The organism is Spirillospora sp. NPDC047279, from assembly GCF_040643285.1.
Taxonomy (GTDB): Bacteria; Actinomycetota; Actinomycetes; order Streptosporangiales; family Streptosporangiaceae; genus Spirillospora.
Map to the genome: position 1 here is coordinate 144,739 of NZ_JBEYUA010000016.1, position 20,810 is coordinate 165,548.

Below are 20,810 nucleotides of genomic sequence, written 5' to 3' on the forward strand. Positions count from 1 at the left end.
GCCACATCGAGCGCCTGGGCGAACGGGCCGCGAAGGTCCTGATCGGGGAGGCCTGGTCGCCGGTGGGGCGGGAGTGGCGTTCCGGACGTGTCCGGGTGTCGTCACTTCGTCAGAGTGCCAGCGCTGGAGGCTCACGCGAGGTAACGTCCTCTTTACCGCGGGTTGTCGGGGGCATGAAATCAAGGCCGCCCAGGGAGGGGTCCGCGTGGTCATCGCTCGAGGCCGGCCGACGGTGCCGGAAAACGATCAGGCGGCCGGGACGCGGGAGGTCCGGGAAGCCGAGACGGCAGTGCCGCGGCTGCTCGGAAACCATCTGCTCGGAGTGGCGCGCCTCGCCGTCATCGCGCTGGACGCGCACGCCCGCGTCGCGCACTGGAGCGGCACCGCCGAAGACCTCTTCGGGGTCGTCGGCTGCCAGGCGGTCGGACGCTCGCTCCGCACCCTGCTGCGGCTTCCGCAGGAGCACCGCGCCGTGTTCGAGCCGGACGAGTTCGCCCAGGTGTGGTCCGGCGCGTTCGCCGTGCCCCGGGCCGACAACGGCGAGCTGGCCGAGATCGCCTGGTGGGTCTACCCGTTCGGCCCCCTGTCCGGAGCCGAGATCAGAGTGCTGGCGGTCGCGGCCGACCTGCGCCGGCTGAGCGCCGAAGGCCCCGGGCTCTGCCTGGGCGACACGCTGGTCGTGCCGCCCGCGGCCGGGGCGACGGCCGCCGGATCCGGGATCCGGATGTTGCGGATCGAGCCCGCGCTGGTCCCGCCGGCCGGCCGCGACGCCGCCCGTCTCGGCCGCGGGCTGGCCGGCCTGCTCACGTCCGCCGGTCACACCGGGGCCGAGGCCCTCACCGCCGGGGTGTTGTCGATGGGCTACCCGGCGGTCAACCTCAGCGTCACCATCAGGCTTCCCATCGTTCCGTACTGGGGCGGCATGCCCCGCGCTCTGCGGATCCGTCCGCGCGCCGCCGAACCGGCGCGGCGCGTTCGAGCCAACGCAGCGGCATCCCCTCGCCCGCGCCCAACACACGAACTGGAGACGATGGCCGTGCGGGAGCGGTTCACCTTCCTCGGCGAGGCCGGTCAGCAGATCGGCAGCTCGCTCGATCATCTGCAGGCGTCCAGGACACTCGCGGAGGTCCTGGTCCCGCAGCTGGCCGACTTCGCGTCGGTGGTCCTGCTGGAGCGGGTCGCCACCGCCGACTGGGAGCCGGCCTCGCGCGAGGTCGACGGGTCGGCCCTGATGCGCCGGGTCGCGGTCGTGCACGACGACGAGCCGGGCCGCTGGGACGACACCCTGCCCGAGGGCGAGGCGCTGTTCATGCCTGACGAGACGCCGTTCGTCGAGGCCATGCGCACCGGCCGCGCGGTCCACCTGCCACGGATCAGCCGGGAGAACGCGGAGGCGATCTCCGCCCCGTTCACCGACCGCGACCTGCGGCCGCTCATCACCGGGCGGGCGCTGCTCGTGGTGCCGCTGGTGGCGCGCGGCCAGGTGCTCGGCACGTTCAAGCTGATGCGCAAGGCGGGCCGTCCCGGGTTCGACGACCTCGACCTCGCCGTCGTCGACGAGCTGGCCAGGCGGGCCGCGCTCTGCATCGACAACGGGCGGCTCTACCGCCGCGAGGTCCAGATGGTGCAGGAGCTGCAACGCTCGATGTTGCCCGCCGAGGCGCCCACCGTCGCGGGCGCCCGGGTCCGCTACCGCTACCGGCCCGCCGGGCAGGCCGCGCAGGTCGGCGGCGACTGGTTCGACACGATCCCGCTGCCGGGCTGCCGGGTGGCGATCGTCATCGGCGACGTGATGGGGCACGGCGTGACGTCCGCGGCGATCATGGGCCAGCTGCGGACCGCCGTCCGTACCCTCGCCGCCCAGGACCTCCGCCCCGACCAGCTGCTCCGGCATCTCGACGACCTCGCCCAGCGGCTCGGCGAAGACTACGTCGCCACCTGTCTCTACGCGGTCTACGACCCGGTCGACCGGCGCTGCCAGGTGGCCAACGCCGGGCACCTGCCGCCCGTGCTGGTCTCGCCGTACGGCGAGGCGGCCGTCGCGCGGGTGCCGACGGGGGTGCCGATCGGCGTGGGCGGCGAGCCGTTCGAGACGGTCGAGTTCCCGGTCGAGGACGGCTCCCGGCTGATCCTGTGCACCGACGGCCTGATCGAACGGCGCGACCGTGACGTCGCCGAGGGGCTGGAGGTGCTGCGCGAGCACCTCGACGGGATGTCGCACTCCCTCGACGGCACCTGCGACGCCCTGCTCGGCGCGCTCGCCCCGGCCAGCCCGGCCGACGACGTCGCCCTGGTGGCGGTCGGCTGCGACGGCATCCCCAAGGACGACGTGGTGAGCTGGGACCTGGAGGCCGAGGCCAGCATGGTGCCGCGCGCCCGCGCCGAGGTCACCGCCAGGCTCGCCCACTGGGGTCTCGGCGAGCTCGCCGACGTGGTCGAGCTGCTGGTCAGCGAGCTGGTCACCAACGCGCTCGTGCACGGCGCCGGCGCCATCGGCATGCGGCTGGTCAAGGGCGGCACGCTGCTCTGCGAGGTCAGCGACGACGGCCACGAGCTGCCCTACGTGTGCGACGCCGACGCCACCGACGAGTCCGGACGCGGGTTGCAGCTCGTCAGCCATCTCGCCGACCGCTGGGGCACCCGCCGTACCGACTTCGGCAAGGTGGTCTGGTTCGAGCACGCGCTTGCCTGAAGCGCGTGCGCCGTCCATGAGTCACTTGCGCCGTTGGTAGGTAATTGTCGCTTCGGCGACAGACACTTTCCAACGTCGGCGGACCGGCCCACTCGATAGTGTCGATCCTGACGGAGGGTCCCTGTAGGGCTCTGCTATCGGGGGACGAGTTGGGTGAGATTCTGACGCTGCCGGTCCCGGAAACTCTGCACGGCACCTATGCCGTCGCCGCCCCGGCCGCCCCGGCCGATCCGTGGGAGACGGCACGAGCGCAGGTCTCCCTGCGCGTCGAGCCACCACTGCGCGACCTGGTGCTCGGCATGCTCGACAGCCCGCTGCTGACGCTCGACCTGCGGGCCGCCGCCGAGTTCCCGCCACTGCCCGCCGACCTGCTCGCGCTGTACGGCGCGTCCGCCGACGAGCTCGCCGGGATCCGCGCGGCCACGCACATCCTGGCGGTGCGTGCCGCCTACCGGCCGGGCGGCCCGCCGGTGCACGAGTGGGCGGCCCGCGCCGTCGCGGGCGCGGTCGCCACGCCGGGGTCGCACGTCGTCGACGTCTTCACCCCGCGCGTCCTGACGACCGAGCAACTGTGGCGGTCGCTGCCCGACGCCGACGGCGTCACCCGCCTGACCGACTGGATGTTGCTGCCGCACACCGAAGGCCCGCACGGCCTCTGGTTCACCACCAAGGGCCTGGCCAGGTTCGGCCTCCCCGAGCTGCAGACCGAGCACGTGCCGCCGAGGCTGCTCGAGCCGTGGGGCCGGCTGCTGAACGGCCTGGCCCGCCGACTCCTCGATCTGTGGACCGAGGAGCTGCACGCCGCGCGTCAGTCGGCGTTCGTCGAGCTCCCCGGCCTGGTCTCCGTCGGGCTCCAGGACGTCGCCGCCGCCCACGGCGTCGAAGAGCAGATGCGCCGCGAGGTGACCGTCCGCCTCCGCCTGGACGACGACGACACGCCCCTGATCACCGTCCTCGCCGCCGACGACGGCCCCGACCGGCTCGAAGCCCTGTGCGCCGCCCTCTTCGGGACCGGCGTTCCCTGATCACCTTGCGGGCACCGCCCGCGCGGCAGAGGATCGTTCTCGTGAGATTCGGCCCGAGCGACAACCCCGACAATCCCGAGGAGCCTGTCGACCCGGCGCCCTCGGAGCCTCCCCATCCCGGCGACGTCCACGTGGCCGGCCGAAAGACCGAGCCCGGCGACTGGAAACCCGTCCAGCCCCCGCGCCCCCTGGAGCCCGCGGACTACGAGCCCCAGCACGCCGCCGACCCGCCCGACGACTGGACCCCCGCCGCCCAGCCCCCGTACACGGCGATCCCACCCCCCGCCCCAGGCCCGCCGCCCGGCGTAGAGGGACAGCCGTACGGGACAGCGCCGCCGCCCGCCTCAGGGCCGCAGCCCTACCCAGGCGGAGAAGGGCCGACCACGCCGCAGCCGCACAGCCCGGTCTCACCGCCTGGTGCGGAGAGGCCGCCCGCGTCGCCCTACGCGTCTGACAGAGAGCCGCAGCCTGGCGCGGAGGGTCCCGTCTCCGACCCGTACGGGTCGGCGCCGCGGCCCGCTCCTGAGCCGCCGTCCGCCGGTGGGGTGCCGCCTGCCGCGGAGCCGCCGTACGCCCCGGAGTCGCCGCCCGGCCAGCAGCCGCACGCAGCCGGGGAGGGCCCGACCACGCCGCAGCCGTACAGCTCGGTATCTCCACCCGCCCCTGAGCCACCACCCGGCAGGGAGACACCGCCCACGTCGCCCTACGCATCGCAGCCGTTGCCTGGCCGGGAGCCACAGTCTGGCGCGGAGGGCCCGCCCGCCTCGGACCCGTACGGGACGATGTCGCGGTCCGCTCCTGAGTCGCCACCCGGTGGAGAGACACCTCCCACCCCGCCCTATGCGTCGGGGGCTGCGCCTGGCCGGGAGCCGCAGTCTGGTGGGGAGGGGGCGGCCGGGCCGGAGTCGTACGGGTCTGCGTCGCGGCCTGGTCCTGAGTCGCCGTCCGGTGGTGGGGTGTCGCCTGTTGTGGAGCCGCCGTATGTGTCGGGGGCGGTGCCTGGCCAGGAGCCGCACGCAGGCGGGGAAGGGCCGAGCACGTCGCAGCCGTACAGCTCGGTGCCCCCGCCCGCTTCGGACGTGTCACCCACGGCGCGGCCGCCGTACGCGCCGGAGACGCAATCTGGTGGGGAGGAGGGTGGCTCGGGAGGTTACCGGGCTGTGGGGCCGGTGGGTTCGGCTTCAGAGACTCGGCCTGATATCGAGGCGCCGGCGCGGTATGAGCCGGTGCATGCCGCTGACGAGCTCTACCGGGACGCGCGGCCCGGGGGCGAGACGCGGGTGGATCCGCCTTCCGCGGGGGAGGGGCCGCCGCCTGGGGCGCTGGCGCGGGGGCCGGTGGCCAAGGAGCGGCCGCAGTGGGCTCCGTCGTCGGGGTCCGAGGTGTCGATGGCGGATCCGGCCGAGCGTAAGGCGCTCGTCGACCGGTTCGTGTCGGGGTTCGTGGACAGTGCGATCTGGCAGGCCACGCTGGCGGTGCTGGAGGGCGCGTTCCCCGGGCTGGGGCTGGCAGCGATGCTCACGCGGCGCGCGGACGACCTGTGGCGGACGATGGACACCCTCGCCGAGGGCGGGGCGGCCAAGCTCGGCCTGCCGGTCTGGCTGGACGAGGCCGGCATGGTGCTCGACCTCAGCGCGCACCGGAACGGGCGCCCCGAACCGCCCGGCAAGCCGCGGGCGTCGTGGCCGTACGCCGGGGCGTTCGTCATCGACACGCTCGACCCGCTGCGCTACCACCGCGCCGTCGGCGGGCCGCTCGCGCCGCGTGAGCAGCCGCAGACGCGGCCGGTGGAGGGCGACGACACCGGTGTCGTGATCGTCGCGGACCTCGCCGGCGCACGGGTGCGGGTGCTCGACTCGGCGGCCCTGTGGCGGTACGCGGGCCAGATCGTGGTGTCGACGCTGTACGACCCGTCACGGACCGAGACGCGGGCGCGGACCCGCCGGGCGCTGCGCGCGTTGCAGCGCGTGGTGTTCATCGACCCGCACCTGGGCCTGGGGTTGTGCCTGCAGATCGACGTCGTGCGCACGCCGCGCTGCCTGCTGGCCTTCCGCGTCGACCGTGGTGACACGCCCCGGTTCGTCCGGCCTTAGGGGCGTGTCTCGAAGTCGATCGCCCTAGGGCTGGTCGTCGGTGCGGAGCCAGGTGAGGTCGCACTGCTGTTCGTCGGGGAGCTCGCGCAGCTGGGCGGCGAGCTCCCACGGCTCGGCACGCTCGCCGTCGGGGACGAGCCCGCAGAGCAGCGCGTGCGGTGTCCGTACGGCGGTGAACGTGCCGATGCGGGCGACGCCGCCGCCGCGCAGGTGTGCGAGCTCGGTCAGCAGCCCGCACAACGCCGACGGGTCCTGCGGGTCGTAGAGGCCGCGCGCGAAGGCGAACAGCTCCTCCGAGAGCGCGTCGCCCTGGCGGCCGGAGAGGTGGTAGGCCGTGCCCCAGTAGCCGCCGCCGGCCGCCGGCCGCTGGTCGCGCACGCGGATCTGCAGGCCGTACTCGGCCGCGCAGCGCTCGTAGGTGGCCGACAGCAGCGGCTCGGCCTCGCCCTCCTCGCTCAGCACGAGGCCCGGCACGACGCCCTCCTCGCGGGCGAGCCGGCCGAGCATCTCGTCGTGCAGCTCGCCGACGACGTGCTCGACCGAGTCGAGGGAACGCGCCAGCGCGTGCTGGGCCTCGCGGTCGAGGTCAAGGCCCTCCAGCTGCTTGCCGATGTGGCCGAGCTCGCGTTCGGCCTGCTCGACCCGGTCGGCGAGCGCCGCCACCCGGTCGAGGGTCTCGGCGGGCGTGCCCTCGGCGGGCGGCTGGGGGATCGGGATGCCGGCGGGTTCGCTGACCTTGGTCTGGAGGGCGCCGAGCTGCTTGCTGAGCTCGGCCACCTGGACCCGCAGGTCGCGCAGCTCGGCCTGGGCACGTGGCAGCCTCTTGTCGGAGGCGAGGTAGAGTTCCCGGCCGGCGATCGCCAGGCACAGCAGGACCAGGATCACGGTGGTCATGTGGCTCCTCGGGGGGCGAACACTCTCTTCGACCCTAACCAGCCGCGGCCGTCCTTTCGGGTATGTCAGCCGAAGAGACCGCCGAGGAGACCGCCGAGCACCTCACCGACGATCCCCGCAGCCTCGCCCGCGACCTCTCCGGCCACGTCGCCGGCGAGCTGCGCGCCCTGGTCCACCGCGAACTGCGCGCCCTGGTCGACGGCCCAGCCGCCGACGTTGCCGGCGACGTTGGCCGCCGCCTGGTCGACCCACTGGCCGGGGTACTGGGACGCGGCGTAGCCGACGCCCGCGGCCGCGACACCGGCCGCGGCCACGCCGCCGACGGCCGCGGCGGCGCCCCAGCCCGGGTGGTGGCCGTGGTGGCCATGGCGGTAGCCGGGCGGGTAGTGCGCGGGCTGCCCGTGGTGGACGTGCGCGGGCGGAGGGGGCCCTGCGGGGGCCGCGTAAGGCGGTGCGACGGGGCCGGGGACGGGCGCGGGGCCGGGCATCTGCCCGGGAACGGGGGCCGGGCCGTGGCCGCCGGGCGGCGGCGCGTGGTGGCCTGGCATGTGGCCCGGAGGCTGGCCGGGCATCTGACCCGGCATCTGGCCGGGGGCGGGCGCGGGCGGCGGGAACTGGCCCGGCTGGCCGTGCTGGCCCGGCTGGCCCGGCTGGCCCGGGTGACCGGGACGGCCGCCCGGCTGCGCGGGCGGGACACCGTAGTTGGCGGCGGCCGGGGCCGGGACGCCGGGAGCGCCCGGGGCCGCGCCCGGGGCGGGCGGCGGGAACGCGCCGGGCGCCGGGCCCGGCGGGGGCGGCAGCGGGGCGCCGTGCGGCGGCGTCCCGTGGTGCTGGGGCGCCCCGCCGTAGCCGGGGCTCCGCACGGGCCCGCGCGACTGCGCGGCGGCCTTGTCGAGCCACTTGCCGATCTGGGCGGGCCAGTCGGTCTCGGCCGCCTCCTTGTGCGAGCACTTGAAGCGGCCGAACGTCTCGTCGGCGGAGCCGCCGCCGTGGCGGCGGTCGGCCTCCAGGACGAAGGCCATGCTGCCGGGCGCGGCCACGAAGCTCAGCCCGACCTCGCCGACACGGTCGCGGTACTGCTGCGGCGGCGCGAGCTGGATCTCCTGGTAGAAGGGCAGCTGCTGGGACACCCCGCGCAGCTTGCTCTGCTCGAACGAGACGTTCCGGATCTTGAAGCCGAGCTGGGCGATGGCGGCCAGCACCCACTGCTGCGACTCCAGCGGCTCGACCGAGATCGGGTCGACGTCGCCCGGGTCGGGCACGCCGACGGTGTCGACCTCGGTGCACAGCCCGATGGTGAAGCCGGGCAGCTCGCGGCCGAGCACGGTGGTGAACGGGAGCTCGTAGGGGAGCGGGATCGAGAACGCCAGGTCGCGCTGCGCGCCCGCCTCCAGCCGGAACGACCGGGTGAGCGCGCCGCGGTAGATCTCGGGGCCGGCGTTCTGGCCGCCGTACCCGTTGTCCATCCGCGGCATCAGGGCGATCGTCACGTGCCGGATGTCCACCGCGGACGAGCCGCCTCGCAGGTGGACCTTCCCGGCGACCGCGCCGCCCGGCCGGGCGTGCGGCGCCGAGAGGATCGCGTCGACCGTGGGCGCGCCACCGCCTGGCATCTGCTGCCCGTAGGACACTGGACGTTCCCCTCTCACGAGCGCGCGGGGACAGTCCCCGCAACAGTCAGACGGAACTCACGATGCCATCGTTCACACCGACTAGCGGAACATTACGCCCAAAGCATCAGTCTTTGGCGGTGACGGATACGGAGGCGTAACCGAGGGCCTCCAGCGGCTCCCGGATCTGCTCCGCGTCACCGACCACGATGACCGTCAGCCGCTCCGGATCGATGTGCGTCGAGTAGGCCCGCGCGACGCTCTCGGGCGTCGCGGCGCGCACCGCCGCGAGGTAGCGGCCCGGGTAGCCGGGGCCCAGCCCGCCCGCGGCGGCGTCGGCGAGCTCGGCGGCGACCGCGCGGGCCGTCTCGTACTCGGCCGGCGCCCGGTCGGCCAGGGCGCGCACGGACGAACCGCACTCCTCGTCGCTGATCCCGCGCGAGACGACGCCGCGCAGCTCGGTGAGCGCGTCGGCCACCGCGTCGGCCGTCACCTCGGTGTGCACCGCGCCCTGCGTGATGAACAGGCCGCAGTGGCGCATGCGCAGCAGCCCGGCGCGCACGCCGTAGGTGTAGCCCTTCTCCTCGCGCAGCACGGCGTTGAGCCGCGAGGTCAGGCCGCCGCCCAGCACGTGCGAGGCGACCATCAGGTCGGCCCAGTCGGGGTGCGAGCGGTTGGGCACGCCGTGCGCGATGCTGAGGTACGACTGCACCGAGCCGGGACGGTCGACGACGACGATGCGCGGCCCGGTGGTGGGCTCGATCGTGTCGGGGTCCTGGAGCGAGTCGCCGGCGGCGGTCCAGCCGTCCAGCGCGCCGCCGAGGGCCACGTCGGCGTCGGTGCCGGACAGGTCGCCGGCGACGACGGCGGTCGCCTCGGCGGGCACCGCGGACGAGAAGAACGCGCGCACGTCGGCGCCGGTGACCGCGGCGATCGACTCCTTGGTGCCGCCGGTCGGCCGCGAGCTGCGCGCCTCCGCCGGGAACATCACGGCCCGCAGCTCGCGCGCGGCCCGGCTGCCCGGGTCGGCGTCCTCCTGCGCGATCTCCTCCAGCCGCTCGTTGACCAGCCGCGCCACGTCGGAGTCGGCCAGCGCCGGGCGCCGGATGACCTCCGCGAAGAGCTCCAGCGCCGCGCCGAGCCGGGTGACCGGCACGTCCAGCGCGATGCGCAGCGCGGTCAGGTCGGCCGAGGCGTACAGGCTGGCCCCGAGCCGTTCGAACGCGGCGGTCAGCGCGGTGCCGCCGCCCGGCTCGGTGCCCTCCAGCAGCGCGCGGGCGGCCAGCGTGGCGACGCCGTCCTTGCCGCCGGGCTCGCGGCTGGCGCCGGCGTCCAGCACGAGGCGGACGGCGGCGAGGCGGCGGCCGGGCAGGTCGACGCGGAGCGTGCCGGGCCCACCGGGCACCCGCCCCTCGGCCCCGACCGGGAACGACCACGCCGGGACCGGCCCGGGCACCGGGCGGGGTTGCAGGGTGAGGCCGCTCGGCTGGCTCACTTGGCACCTCCGTAGGTGAGGACGGTCCGGGCGCCGGGCGCCATCCAGCGGCCCGCCATCTCGGTGATGTCGTCGGCGGTGACGGCCGCGGCGCGCTTGGGCGCGGTGAAGACGCGGGCCGGGTCGCCGAACTGCGTGGCGTTGGCCGACAGCGCGTTGGCCAGGCCGGTGACGGTCTCGGTCTGCTCGAAGAAGCCGCGTTCGGCCTGCGCGGTGGCCCGCGCGGTCTCGTCGGCGTCGGGGCCGTCGGCCGCGAACCGGGCGAGCTCCTCGTCCAGGACCTCGGCGATCTTGGCGGTGTCCGGGCCGACCGCGTCCACGATCGCCAGCGAGGGACCGCCGGCCAGCCGGGTCACGCCGGCCCAGACCTCGGTGGCGATCTGCTCGCGGCGCACCATCCGGTCGTAGAGCCGCGACCCCGAGCCGCCGCCGAGGATCTCCACGGCCAGCTCGGCGGCCTCGATGTCGCCGCCGCCGTCGGAGGGCAGCGGGAACATCGCGAAGTAGGCGGGGGAGGGGACCTCCTCGTCGACCTCCTCGACCGTGATCGCGTCCAGCGGGCCGAGGTCGCCGGGACGCGCGGACGGCACCTCGGGGCCGCTCGGCAGGCCGCCGAAGTAGCGCTCGACCGCGGCGAGGGTCTCCTCGGCGTCGACGTCGCCCACGATCGACAACACCGCGTTGCCGGGGGCGTACCAGGTGGCGAAGAAGTCGGTGCAGTCCTCGAGCGTGGTCGCGTCGAGGTCCTCCATGGACCCGATCGGGGTGTGCGCGTACGGGTGGCCCGCGGGGAACGTCAGCCGGCACAGGCGCTCGAACGCCGTGCCGTAGGGCTGGTTGTCGTAACGCTGGCGGCGCTCGTTCTTGACCACGTCGCGCTGGTTGTCGAGGTTGGCCTGGGTGAGCGCGGCGGGCAGCGTGCCCATCCGGTCGGCCTCCAGCCACAACGCCAGCTCCAGGTGGCTGACGGGCACGGTCTCGTAGTAGTTGGTGCGCTCGAACGACGTACTGGCGTTGAACGTGGCGCCCGCGCTCTCCAGCAGGGCGGCGTGCTCGCCTTCGGCGACGTTGCCCGAACCCTGGAACATCAGGTGCTCGAAGAGGTGCGCGAGGCCGGTGCGGCCGGCTCGCTCGTGCCGCGACCCCACGCCGTACCAGATGTTCACGGCGGCCAGTGGTACGACGTGGTCTTCGCAGACCACCACGCGCAGGCCATTGCCGAGCGTGTGCTCATGCAGCGGCTGTTCTGCCACGGAGCGCTCCCGTCCGGTCGGTGTTCAGCTCCGCACGCGACCTCGTGACGGGGCCCTGGCGGCGGGCTTGATCTCTGCTCTCACCGTACCGGGTGTCCGGCCCCGCCGAGCGCGCTCCGTGCCGTTCGGCGGCCGTGAGGTCGTCCGCCGGCGGCTCTCCGGCCGGCGCGCCGGTCAGGCCACCGGTCAGGAGGTGGCGGGTCGGGCGCCCCGGTCGCTGGAGTCGCCGCCGGCGGACCGTGAGGCCTCGTGCGCGGCGATGGCGTCGTCCAGCGTGCGGTGCAGCACGAAGATCTTCGTCAGCTGGGTGACGTGGAAGACGCGGCGCACCCTGTCGTTGACGCCCATGAAGGTCATCGAGCCGTCGCGGGCGCGCAGCCGATGGAAGATCCCGACCAGCACACCGAGGCCGGTGGAGTCGAGGAAGGTGACGTCACCGAGGTCGACCACCAGATGGAGACCGCCGTTCTCGATGATGTCGAGCAACATCTCGCGCAGTCGTGGGCTGGTGAAGACATCGATCTCGCCGCTGATCTTGACGACGGTGAGGCCTCGTTCGACCCGATGCTCGACGGCGAATTCCACCCGGTTCTCCTGGCTCCTGTCGCAGCTCAATGGGGCGAGGGCCCTATACCCAACGGAACGCCGGTTATCCACGTTCCGTCACGAAGGGGCCCTGAACAGGGCCCATACGACTTTGCCCCCGGGCAGGCCCCGCCATCCCCAGCGGGTGCAGAACGACTCCACCAGGTGCAGGCCGCGGCCGGTCTCGGCGATGTAGTCGGGCTCTTTGCGCCGCGGGGCGGACGTGCTGGCGTCCATGATCCCGCAGAGCAGCCACGGGCCCTTGTGCATCAGGCGCAGCCGTATGGCCGAGGGGGCGGAGCGCAGCGGGTCGGAGAGGCGGCCGTAGCGCTCGCCGGTGTGGCCGCTGTGCCGCAGCGCGTTGGTGACGAGTTCGGAGACCACCAGGCCGACGTCGTCGCTGAGCGTCGGCAAGTCCCAGGCGGTGAGCCGGGAGAGGGCGAAGTGGCGGGCCTCGGTGACCGATTCCGGCTCGGGGAGCACGGTGAAGGAGACGACGCAGCCGGCGGCCTCGACCAGGGCGCGGACGGCCACTTCGAGACGTTCGGGCAGGTCGGCGGATTCGGGTATGGGTGTCGAGTGCACGACATGGTCCTGTGATCCGGCCGGCCCCACGACGGGGCTCAGCCCCCAGCGCGTGTCGTCGTGCGCCTGGCGTGACGTCATTTTCCCGGGACCCCGCAGAGTGATCTCGTTGTGCAGCCGTGGCTCGGAAGTCTCGTGCGTTATCCTGCGCATCGTAGCGTGCGAATGCAAGGCCCAATGCACGTGCATCCGCTCGGGAATCTGCTCGATCCCCCGACGGCATGGGCTTTCACCGGCGGATGACGCCACATGATCGGAGGTAGCGGCAGAGCGAGGATGCCAGTGGCACACTGTGTTAGATTTCCCGGCTTCGCCGGGAAAGGTCGCTGACCGCCATTTTCAGGCCGGGAGGTTGGGCGTGACTCCAGAGACGCCGGGAACCGGGTCGACGGTACGTCGGATCCTGCTCGGCTCACAGCTTCGCCGTCTGCGTGAGGCGAGGAACGTGAGCCGTCAGGAGGCCGGCTACGTCATCCGGGCGTCGGAGTCCAAGATCAGCCGCCTTGAGCTGGGCCGGGTCAGCTTCAAAGAACGCGACGTGGACGACCTGCTCACGTTGTACGGAGTCACCGACAAGGCCGAACGCGAGGCGCTTCTCCAGCTCGCGCGCGAGGCGAATACCCCGGGTTGGTGGCACCGCTACAACGATGTGCTCCCTCACTGGTTCCAGACCTACGTCGGTCTGGAAGAGGCGGCCACGCTGATCCGGACCTATGAGCTGCAGTTCGTCCCCGGACTGCTGCAGTCGGAGGGGTATGCCCGCGCGGTCATCCGCCTGGGCAACGCCGGCGCCACCGAACACGAGATCGACCAGCGCGTGGAGCTGCGCCTGCAACGGCAGGAACGGCTCACCGGCCCCCATGCTCCCCGGCTGTGGGCGGTGCTGGACGAGGGGGCGCTCAAGCGTCCGATCGGAGGTCCCGAGGTGATGCGGGGCCAGTTCGAGCACCTCATCACCATGAGCAAGCTGCCCAACGTCACCATCCAGGTCATGCCCTTCCGGTTCGGCGGCCACGCCGCCGAGGGCGGGGCATTCACGATCCTGCGCTTTCCCGAGCAGGATCTGCCGGACGTGGTCTACGTCGAGAACCTCACCGGTGCGATGTACCTGGACAAGCGCGACGACGTCGACACCTATCTTCAGGCCATGGAGCGCCTGTGCGTCGACAGCGCCACTCCGGAGCGCACCGTCGAACTTCTCGGTGATCTTCTCAGAGAGACATGATGCTCAAGACCGACAACGGCCATGACAGGGCCGGACCGGACAACTACGACAACGGGATGCCCGCGACCAGACTCCGCGGAGCCCGCTGGCTGAAGTCCCGGCGAAGCAACTCCCAGGGGAACTGCGTCGAGATCGCCGAACTGCCCGACGGGCAGGTCGCGATGCGCAATTCCCGGCATCCGGAGGGCCCCGCCCTCATCTACACCCGTCCCGAGATCGAGGCCCTCATCCTCGGTGCCAAGGACGGCGACTTCGACGATCTGATCGCTCCCAGCAGCAACTGACCGCGCAACAGCGACTCACCCGTCCCTCCACAACTGACGCCTTGTCACTGACGCTCCGGCCCGGCCGTCCCCGTTCTGTCCGGGCCCCGAACCTGAGCGGCGGCGCGCCGGTCTCCCTCTCCCGACCGGCCCGCCTCGCTCGTTCAGCCGCAGTTGGCGTAGGTGGAGCTGACCCCGTTGCCGCCGAAGCGGACGCAGATCTTCGGTGCCGAGATGAAGACCGGCCCCGCGTACCAGGAGTACGACCCGCTCTCCACGCTCTTCTTGCCGTCGCTCTGGCGCTGGAGCCAGACCGACACCGGCGACGCCTTGCCGACGTTCTTGGTCTTCATCGTCACGGCGCAGTTGAGGCCGTTGCCGTAGAGCAGGTAGGCCGTGCCGCCGGACACCGCCAGGGAACGCTGGACGGTGAAGCCACCGCCGTGCCCGCCGCCGTTGCAGGCCTGCTGGGGCGTGTACTTGTTGGCCGGCTCGGGCGTCGATCCGCCGCCTCCGGTGCCGCCGCCCCCGCCGCCGCCTCCGGACGGCTTGGTCGGCGTGCCTCCGCCGGACTGGGCAGGATCGTTCTGGCCGTTGTCGTTGCCCCGCCCGTCGGCGGGCCGGCCCGGCTTGCCCGGGGTCTTCTTGGGGTTCTTGGACGGCGTGCCGCCCTGCCCCGCGGGGTTGCCGGCCTGGCCCTCCTGGCCGGCGGGCCGCGTCGGATCGTTCGCGGCCACGCCGCGGCCGTTGCCGCCGCCGTCGTCGCCCGAACGGGTCGCGGCCCAGACCGAGCCGCCCGCCAGTACGGCGAACACGGCCGCGGCGGCGGCCAGCGGCACCAGCCTGCGGCCGGCGCGGCGTCGCCTGGGCGGCTGCCCGCCCGGGGGGAACGGAGACGGGGGCCCGCCGGGCGGCGGCCCGCCGGGCGGCGGTGTGGGGCCGTCAGGCGGCGGAACGGCCCCGCCCGGGGGTGGGCTCGCCCCCGGCGCCTGGCCGAGCGGCACCGGCATGATCAGGTCTTGGTACGGGGGCGGCTGCGGGGCGGTGTGGCCGCGTTCGGTGCGCCCCGGCTCCGCGGAGCCGGGCTCGGCGGGCAGGCCGGCCCGCGGGTCGGTGAGCATCAGCGGCACCGGGTAGCCGCCGCCGCTCGCCGCGCCGACCAGGCCCTCCTGGGCCTGGCGCGCGCTCGGGCGCCGCTCCGGCTCCTTGGCCAGGCAGGCCAGCACGATGTCGCGCAGCGGGCTCTGCAGGGCGCCCAGGTCGGGCTCGCCGGTCAGGATGCGGTGCATCACCGCGGCCATCTCGTCGTTGCCGAACGCGGGCCGCCCGGTGGCGGCGAACGCCATCGTCGTGCCCCAGGCGAACATGTCCGCCGCGGGCCCGACCTGGCCGCCGGTGAAGTGCTCGGGCGCCATGTAGGCGGGGGTGCCGACGTTCTGGGTCTCGCCCGCGGCGCCGAGCGCCCGGGCCACCCCGAAGTCGATCACGCGCGGGCCGTCGGTGCCGATCATGACGTTGTGCGGCTTGAAGTCGCGGTGCACGATGCCGGCCTGGTGGATGGCGATCATCGCGGTGAGCGTGCTGATCGCCAGCCGCTCCAGCGCGCCGCCGGAGCGCGGTCCCTCGGCCTCCACGAGCCGGTGCAGGGACAGGCCCGCGACGTACTCGCTCACGATGTAGGGCTGGTCGCCGGCCACGTCCGCGTCGAGCACCTGGGCCGTGCAGAACCGGGCCACCCGCTTGGCGACCTCCAGCTCGCGCACGAAGCGCGCCCGTGCCGCCTCGTCGCCCGTCAGCCCCGCGTGCAGCAGCTTGATCGCTACGTATTCGCCGCTCCCGCGCCCGAGGAAGACCGCCCCCTGGCCGCCCTCACCGAGCCGGCCGAGGATGTCGTACGTCCCCAGCCGTTCCGGATCGCCCGACCGCAGAGGGTGGGCGTCGGGCATCGTCCGGTCCGTCACACCGCTCTCTTCCCGTCGCTCTCTTCGCCTACGTTGCCACAGTATTTGCCTCCCGATGGTATTTGCTCCGCAAGACGAAGATCGCCAGGGCCCCCGGGAGAGTCGCTGTGGAACGGGCGAGAGCCCCCGCGGAAACCCGCGGGGGCTCTCGAAAACCGTTGTCTCAGGCCGGGTCCGGCGTGCGACGTCGCGGCGCGGCCCGGCCCTGGTCATCGCCCGGTGGTCCCTCCGGGGCGTGATGACGTTCCAGGCGTGCGGCGACGGCGAGGGCGCGGAGTGAGGTGGACCGCACGTGGGTCCTGTCGTCGACCCTGCGTGGCCGGGGAATGCTGCTTCTCATGGCGTCCTCCCGGAGTGATCTTCTTCTGAATCGTTGCAACCGCAAGATCCTCTGGACTATTCCCAGTTCCCGGGCTTGATCGGGCCAATCCTGCGGAAAGCGGCGCGATCTAGGTTGCATTGCTACCATCAGTCCATGGCTACCGACCGCCGCGCCAGCTGGCTCAAGGGCGTGCTGGACCTCCTCGTTCTCGCCACCCTCACCGAGGGCGAGAACTACGGGTACGAGATCGCCAAGACGCTGGCCGCCTCCGGGCTCGGCCAGATCAAGGGCGGCACGCTCTACCCCGTGCTCAACCGGCTGGAGGAGGCCGGGCTGGTCGCCGCCGAGTTCCGGGTCGCCGAGCGCGGCCCGGGGCGGCGCTACTACCGCCTGACCGCCGAGGGGCACGCGACGCTGGCCGAGCAGAGCAGGTTGTGGCGTTCGTTCGACGAGTCCGTCCGTTCCGTTCTCGACCGTGGTGAGCCCGCATGAGCTACTTCGACGACCTGGCCCGGCACCTGCGGGAACGCGGCGTCTCCGCGGCCGAGATCGAGGGGACCGTCGCCGACCTCACGGCCTACGCCGAGGAGTCGGGGACCGATCCGGACGAGGAGTTCGGGCCGGCCGCCGACTTCGCGGCGCGGCTCACCGCAGGCCGGGGCGGCGCGACCGGCGCGACCGGCGTGCCGGGTGAGCCGGGCGAGCCCGGTCCCGATGCCGAGACCTGGCGGTTCCATACCGACGCGTTCCACGAGGTCGTACTGCTCAACCGTTTCGGCGACCAGGGATGGGAGCTGGAGGGCTTCGACATGAAGTCGGGGTTCACCCTCAGCCGCGACCTCGCACGCCCGCAGCGCTGGGAGTACCACCGCGAGATGGCGCCCGGGTTCCGCCGCAAGGCCGTGGCCGAACGGCTCGCGCCCGAGGGATGGGAGCTCGCCCTCGCCTGGACGGTGTGGATGTACTTCAAGCGCCCCAGGTCGGCCAGCCTCGGCCCGGCGGGCGAGCTCGACGCCGCTCCGGAGGCGCCCGGCCGCAGGTTCTTCTACAGCAGGCGCTTCTACGCGTTCATCGTGGTCTACGTGCTCGCCATCGCAGCGCTCATCGCCGGCTGGATCGTCATCGCGGACGACGACGGGACGGCGATCGGGTTCCTGGTCGGGGCGGTGCTCGGCGGCCTGGCCCTGGTCCTCCCCGGCCTGCGCCGGCGCCGCTAGCGAGGCGGCGCGGGTGCGGGCGGCGCGAGCCGGGGACGGGCGCCCGTTCGTCAGAGGTGCGCGTCAGAGGTAGAGGCCGAAACGTTCCGCCTCGGGTCCGGTGGTGGACGGCAGGTCCGCGGGCAGGAGCACCAGGATGTCGGCCTCGGCGGGGTCCTCGGCGGTGGTGATCCGGGTCGCCTGGTTGGCCATCGCGGCGTCGAGGAGGTTGCGCATCAGGCGCCCGTTGCCGAACGAGGGGCCGCGCTCGGCGCGGGCCAGCAGGGCGCGCAGCGCCTCGGTGGTGCCGGGCGCGGGCGTGATCCCTTCGGCGGCGCAGAGATGCGCGAAGATCGCGACCAGCTCGGCGTCGGTGTAGTCGGGGAACGCCAGCTTCCTGGCGAAGCGCGACTCCAGCCCGGAGTTGGCGGCGAGGAAGGCGGACATCTCGCGTTCGTAGCCGGCCGCGATGACCAGCAGGTCGCCGCGGTGGTCCTCCATCATCTTCACCAGCGTGGCGACCGCCTCGCGGCCGTACGGGTCGTCGTCGCCGGTGAGCGCGTAGGCCTCGTCGATGAACAGCACGCCGCCCACCGCCTGCTCGACGGCGGCCTGCACCTTGGGTGCGGTCTGCCCCACGTACGCGCCGACGAGGTCGTTGCGGCCGACCTCGACCAGGTGACCCGACGACAGCAGCCCGAGCCGCGCGTAGACGCGGGCGATCAGGCGGGCCACCGTGGTCTTGGCCGTGCCGGGGTTGCCGGTGAAGACCATGTGCCGGGTGGGCAGGGTGACCGGAGCCCCGGCGGCGCGGCGCAGTTCGGCGCTGCGCACCTCCGCGACCAGCTTGCGGACCTCCTCCTTGACCTCGGTGAGGCCGATGAGCGTGTCGAGCTCGGCGATCGGGTCGGCGGACGGGACGGCCCGGCTGGCACCGGTGAGCGACGCGGGGAAGTCCTCGGCGAGCAGCTCGGCCAGCTGCTCCGGCGTCGCCTTCTTCAGCGCGACGACGCGGCGGGACTGGAGGGCGGTGGCGCGCTCGCACAGGTTGCGCATCAGGCGGGCGTTGCCGAACGCGCGGCCGCGCGCGGTGCGGCGCAGCAGGTCGGTGATGCGCTGGTGCGCCCCCTCGCCCAGCGCCAGGCCCGCCTCGCCGGCGAACCCGGCGAAGATCTCGACGAGCTCGTCGTCGGTGAAGTCGGGGAACCGGACCGTGGACGGGAACCGCGAGGCCAGCCCCGGGTCGGACGCGATGAAGCGCTGCATCTCGCGTTCGTAGCCCGCGACGATGACGACCAGGTCGTCGCGGTGGTCCTCCATCATCTTCACCAGCGCGGCGATCGCCTCGGGCCCGTAGTCGCCGTCGTAGTCGGACTGGGTGAGCGAGTAGGCCTCGTCGATGAAGAGCACGCCGCCGACCGCGCGCTGCACCACGGCCCGGGTCTTGACCGCCGTCTCGCCGAGGTACTCGCCGATCAGCTCGGCCCGGGACGCCTCCACCAGGTGGCCGGACGAGAGCACGCCCAGGTCCTTGTAGATGCGGGCGAGGATCCGGGCCACGACCGTCTTGCCGGTGCCCGGGTTGCCGGTGAACACCATGTGCCGGGCCGGCGCCGTCACCGGCAGGCCCGAGTCGCGCCGCATCTGGGCGGCTCGCGCGGTGGCGACGAGCAGCTCGATCTCGTGCTTGACCGGGCCGAGCCCGGTCAGCGCCGCCAGCTCGGCGTGCGCGTCGCCCGGCGACCCGGCGGCGTCGAAGGAGGCCGGCACGTCGGCGCGCTTGACGACCAGCTCGGCGCCCGGCTCGGTCCGCGCCCGCACCGCGTCCACCACGACGTCGGCCAGCAGGTGCGCGAGCCGCGCGTTCCGCAGGTTGCGGACGGGCGGGGTCTCGCTGAGCAGCTGCCCGGCGGCGGTGAGGGCGCGCTTGTGGGCGCGGGCGCCGCGCTGGTGCAGGGCGCGGCTGAACAACTCCGCGTAGCCCTCGGCGGTGAACGCGTGCGTGCGCGCCTTCCTGAACCGCAGCGACAGGGCCGGGTTGACCTCGCGGATCCGCTGGTCGCCGCCGGTCTCGCAGAGCGCCACCACGTGCAGCCCGTCGAACACGTCCAGGACGCGGTGCAGCTCCTCCAGGATCGCCTCGCCGCTGCGGGGGTCGCGGGACAGGTCGTCCAGCCCGTCGATCACCAGCAGGTTCGAGCCGTCGCAGTCGCGGGCGTCGATGTAGAGGCCGTTGGTGGCGCTCGCGACGGTCTTGCCCGCGAAGAAGTCGTCGGCCAGCCACACCGGCGGGCCGGTGATGCCGCGCTCGTGCAGCAGCCGCGCGATCTCCTGCGCGGCGTCGCGCTTGCCGGTGCCGTCGGGGCCCGCCAGCAGCAGCCGCACCGGCTCGTCCTCGTTCTCGACGATCTGCCGGAGGGCGGCGACGACCTCGGGCTGGCCGACCAGGCCGGTGCCGACCTCCGCCTCGCGCCTGGCCTTGGCGGTCCGCGGCGGCGCGGCGGCGAGCGAGGCCGCGAGCGGGTTGGCCACGGTCCGGCGCGGGGTGTAGAGGCGGCGCACGTCCAGCTGGAACTGGTTGACCGGCACCCACACCGGGCTCGGCAGCTCGGCCACGTCGGGCAGTCCCTGCACGACGGCGGTGAACCGCACCGACATGTCGAGCCAGGCCCGGCAGGCGTCCGCCTCCCCGGCGCCGAGGCAGCGGCCGAGCCACGCCCTGGCCCGCTGGAACCACTCGGACGCCTGGAAGCCGCCGCGGACCGCCTCGAAACGTTCCAGCAGCGCGCCGTACCGGTCCTCGCCCAGCACCACCGCGAGCTCGGCCGGGACCTGCGCCACGTCCGCCTGGAGGATCAGGTGCACGAGCAGGTCGAGGTCGGGTTCGTCGTGCGGCGCGACCTCGCGGAGCCGTTCGTGGACGGGCAGCAGCCCCGCGCACACCCACTCCAGGTAGCCGATGGGGCCGGTCAGCTCGGGCAGCACGGCGAGGATCTCCTCGCTCGCGTGGTCCTGCCAGATCGTGTGCTGCTCGACCGTCGGGGCCCGGAGGTCGAGCAGGGCCGGCGGGTCGTCGAAGAGCTTGATCAGCGCCTGCCGGCGCCGTTCGAGCGGTTCGAGGCCCTCCAGCAGGTCGAGCGACTCGCGGGTGAGGTCGAGCGCGACGTCCCGCCGGGGCGCCTCGCGCAGCCAGTCGACCGGCCGGAACGAGCCGGCCGACGCGCCCCACTGGGACGGCTGGCGCGGCGGCGAGGTGGGCGGGTCGTGGTAGGGCCCGAACAGCTCGCGGTCGAGCGCCGAGTGCGAGCCGCCGACGATCGCGCCCGCCCCGCACAGGAAGTCGATGGTGAGCAGCAGGTCGGCGGTGACCAGCGGCGTGGGGGCGGCCAGCATGCCGTGCCGGTCGGTGGTGAGGCCCGCACAGCGCGGGTCCTTGACGAACGCGTCGACCCGGCCGCGGATCTCGTCGAAGAGCCCGTCGGGCACCCGCCACGGCCCGTGCGTGTAGACGTCGAGCACCGGTTCGTTGCTCACCAGCAGTTCGAGATGTTCCGGCAGCCCCACTCGATCCTCCGCGCTGACCCCGTCGTACGAACCGACCCCGTCGTACG

15 protein-coding genes are annotated in these 20,810 nt (G+C 73.6%); 7 read left to right on the plus strand and 8 right to left on the minus strand.

From position 1 onward, the window contains the following. Nucleotides 1–205 precede the first annotated feature (205 nt). The 3 genes from ABZ810_RS35030 to ABZ810_RS35040 all read left to right on the plus strand — a co-directional run bounded on the left by ABZ810_RS35030 (nt 206) and on the right by ABZ810_RS35040 (nt 5,810). Entirely contained in the window at nt 206–2,692 is a 2,487-nt protein-coding gene (locus ABZ810_RS35030) for a SpoIIE family protein phosphatase (RefSeq protein WP_358410602.1), read from the plus strand. Between the two features lie 149 nt (nt 2,693–2,841). Beyond that, the gene (locus ABZ810_RS35035; RefSeq protein ID WP_358410604.1) at nt 2,842–3,717 is read left to right on the plus strand and encodes a hypothetical protein; all 876 of its coding nucleotides are present in this window, start codon (nt 2,842–2,844) and stop codon (nt 3,715–3,717) included. 1,226 nt (nt 3,718–4,943) lie between these two features. Continuing rightward, nucleotides 4,944–5,810: a hypothetical protein gene (locus tag ABZ810_RS35040; protein WP_358410606.1), complete on the plus strand. Its 867-nt coding sequence runs from the start codon at nt 4,944–4,946 to the stop codon at nt 5,808–5,810. A 24-nt stretch (nt 5,811–5,834) separates the two neighbouring features. On the opposite strand, the gene ABZ810_RS35045 is transcribed toward ABZ810_RS35040, so the two are convergent. The 6 genes from ABZ810_RS35045 to ABZ810_RS35070 all read right to left on the minus strand — a co-directional run bounded on the left by ABZ810_RS35045 (nt 5,835) and on the right by ABZ810_RS35070 (nt 12,232). Next, a complete protein-coding gene (locus ABZ810_RS35045) occupies nt 5,835–6,704 on the minus strand; it encodes a hypothetical protein (protein WP_358410608.1) in 870 nt (289 codons plus the stop codon). Nucleotides 6,705–6,769: 65 nt separating this feature from the next. Next, on the minus strand, nt 6,770–8,335 hold the full coding sequence (locus ABZ810_RS35050; protein WP_358410610.1) for a sporulation protein: 1,566 nt from the start codon (nt 8,333–8,335) through the stop codon (nt 6,770–6,772). A gap of 106 nt (nt 8,336–8,441) precedes the next feature. Next, a complete protein-coding gene (locus tag ABZ810_RS35055; RefSeq protein ID WP_358410612.1) occupies nt 8,442–9,809 on the minus strand; it encodes a pitrilysin family protein in 1,368 nt (455 codons plus the stop codon). After that, complete coding sequence (locus ABZ810_RS35060) at nt 9,806–11,062, minus strand: pitrilysin family protein (RefSeq protein WP_358410614.1); 1,257 nt, start codon at nt 11,060–11,062, stop codon at nt 9,806–9,808. Before ABZ810_RS35060 ends, ABZ810_RS35055 begins: the two co-directional genes overlap by 4 nt. Before the next feature lie 186 nt (nt 11,063–11,248). After that, on the minus strand, nt 11,249–11,647 hold the full coding sequence (locus ABZ810_RS35065; protein ID WP_358410616.1) for an STAS domain-containing protein: 399 nt from the start codon (nt 11,645–11,647) through the stop codon (nt 11,249–11,251). A gap of 78 nt (nt 11,648–11,725) precedes the next feature. Beyond that, nucleotides 11,726–12,232 (minus strand): ATP-binding protein, encoded by a 507-nt coding sequence (locus tag ABZ810_RS35070; protein ID WP_358410618.1) that lies wholly within the window; start codon nt 12,230–12,232, stop codon nt 11,726–11,728. Between the two features lie 403 nt (nt 12,233–12,635). Here ABZ810_RS35070 and ABZ810_RS35075 point away from each other — a divergent pair, with 403 nt between their 5' ends. After that, nucleotides 12,636–13,457, plus strand: coding sequence for a helix-turn-helix transcriptional regulator (locus tag ABZ810_RS35075; RefSeq protein WP_358410808.1), 822 nt, complete (start codon nt 12,636–12,638; stop codon nt 13,455–13,457). After that, nucleotides 13,454–13,741 (plus strand): DUF397 domain-containing protein, encoded by a 288-nt coding sequence (locus tag ABZ810_RS35080; protein ID WP_358410620.1) that lies wholly within the window; start codon nt 13,454–13,456, stop codon nt 13,739–13,741. The genes ABZ810_RS35075 and ABZ810_RS35080 overlap by 4 nt, the downstream gene beginning before the upstream one ends. A 143-nt stretch (nt 13,742–13,884) precedes the next feature. On the opposite strand, the gene ABZ810_RS35085 is transcribed toward ABZ810_RS35080, so the two are convergent. Continuing rightward, nucleotides 13,885–15,681, minus strand: a complete 1,797-nt coding sequence (locus tag ABZ810_RS35085) for a serine/threonine-protein kinase (protein ID WP_358410622.1) — start codon at nt 15,679–15,681, stop codon at nt 13,885–13,887. Nucleotides 15,682–16,156: 475 nt separating this feature from the next. On the opposite strand from ABZ810_RS35085, the gene ABZ810_RS35090 reads away from it, so the two are divergent. After that, nucleotides 16,157–16,495: a PadR family transcriptional regulator gene (locus tag ABZ810_RS35090; protein WP_358410624.1), complete on the plus strand. Its 339-nt coding sequence runs from the start codon at nt 16,157–16,159 to the stop codon at nt 16,493–16,495. Continuing rightward, nucleotides 16,492–17,220 carry a hypothetical protein gene (locus ABZ810_RS35095; RefSeq protein WP_358410626.1) on the plus strand — a complete coding sequence of 243 codons (729 nt, stop codon included), beginning with the start codon at nt 16,492–16,494 and terminating at the stop codon, nt 17,218–17,220. Before ABZ810_RS35090 ends, ABZ810_RS35095 begins: the two co-directional genes overlap by 4 nt. Before the next feature lie 63 nt (nt 17,221–17,283). On the opposite strand, the gene ABZ810_RS35100 is transcribed toward ABZ810_RS35095, so the two are convergent. After that, the gene (locus tag ABZ810_RS35100) at nt 17,284–20,763 is read right to left on the minus strand and encodes an AAA family ATPase (RefSeq protein WP_358410628.1); all 3,480 of its coding nucleotides are present in this window, start codon (nt 20,761–20,763) and stop codon (nt 17,284–17,286) included. Nucleotides 20,764–20,810 lie beyond the last annotated feature (47 nt).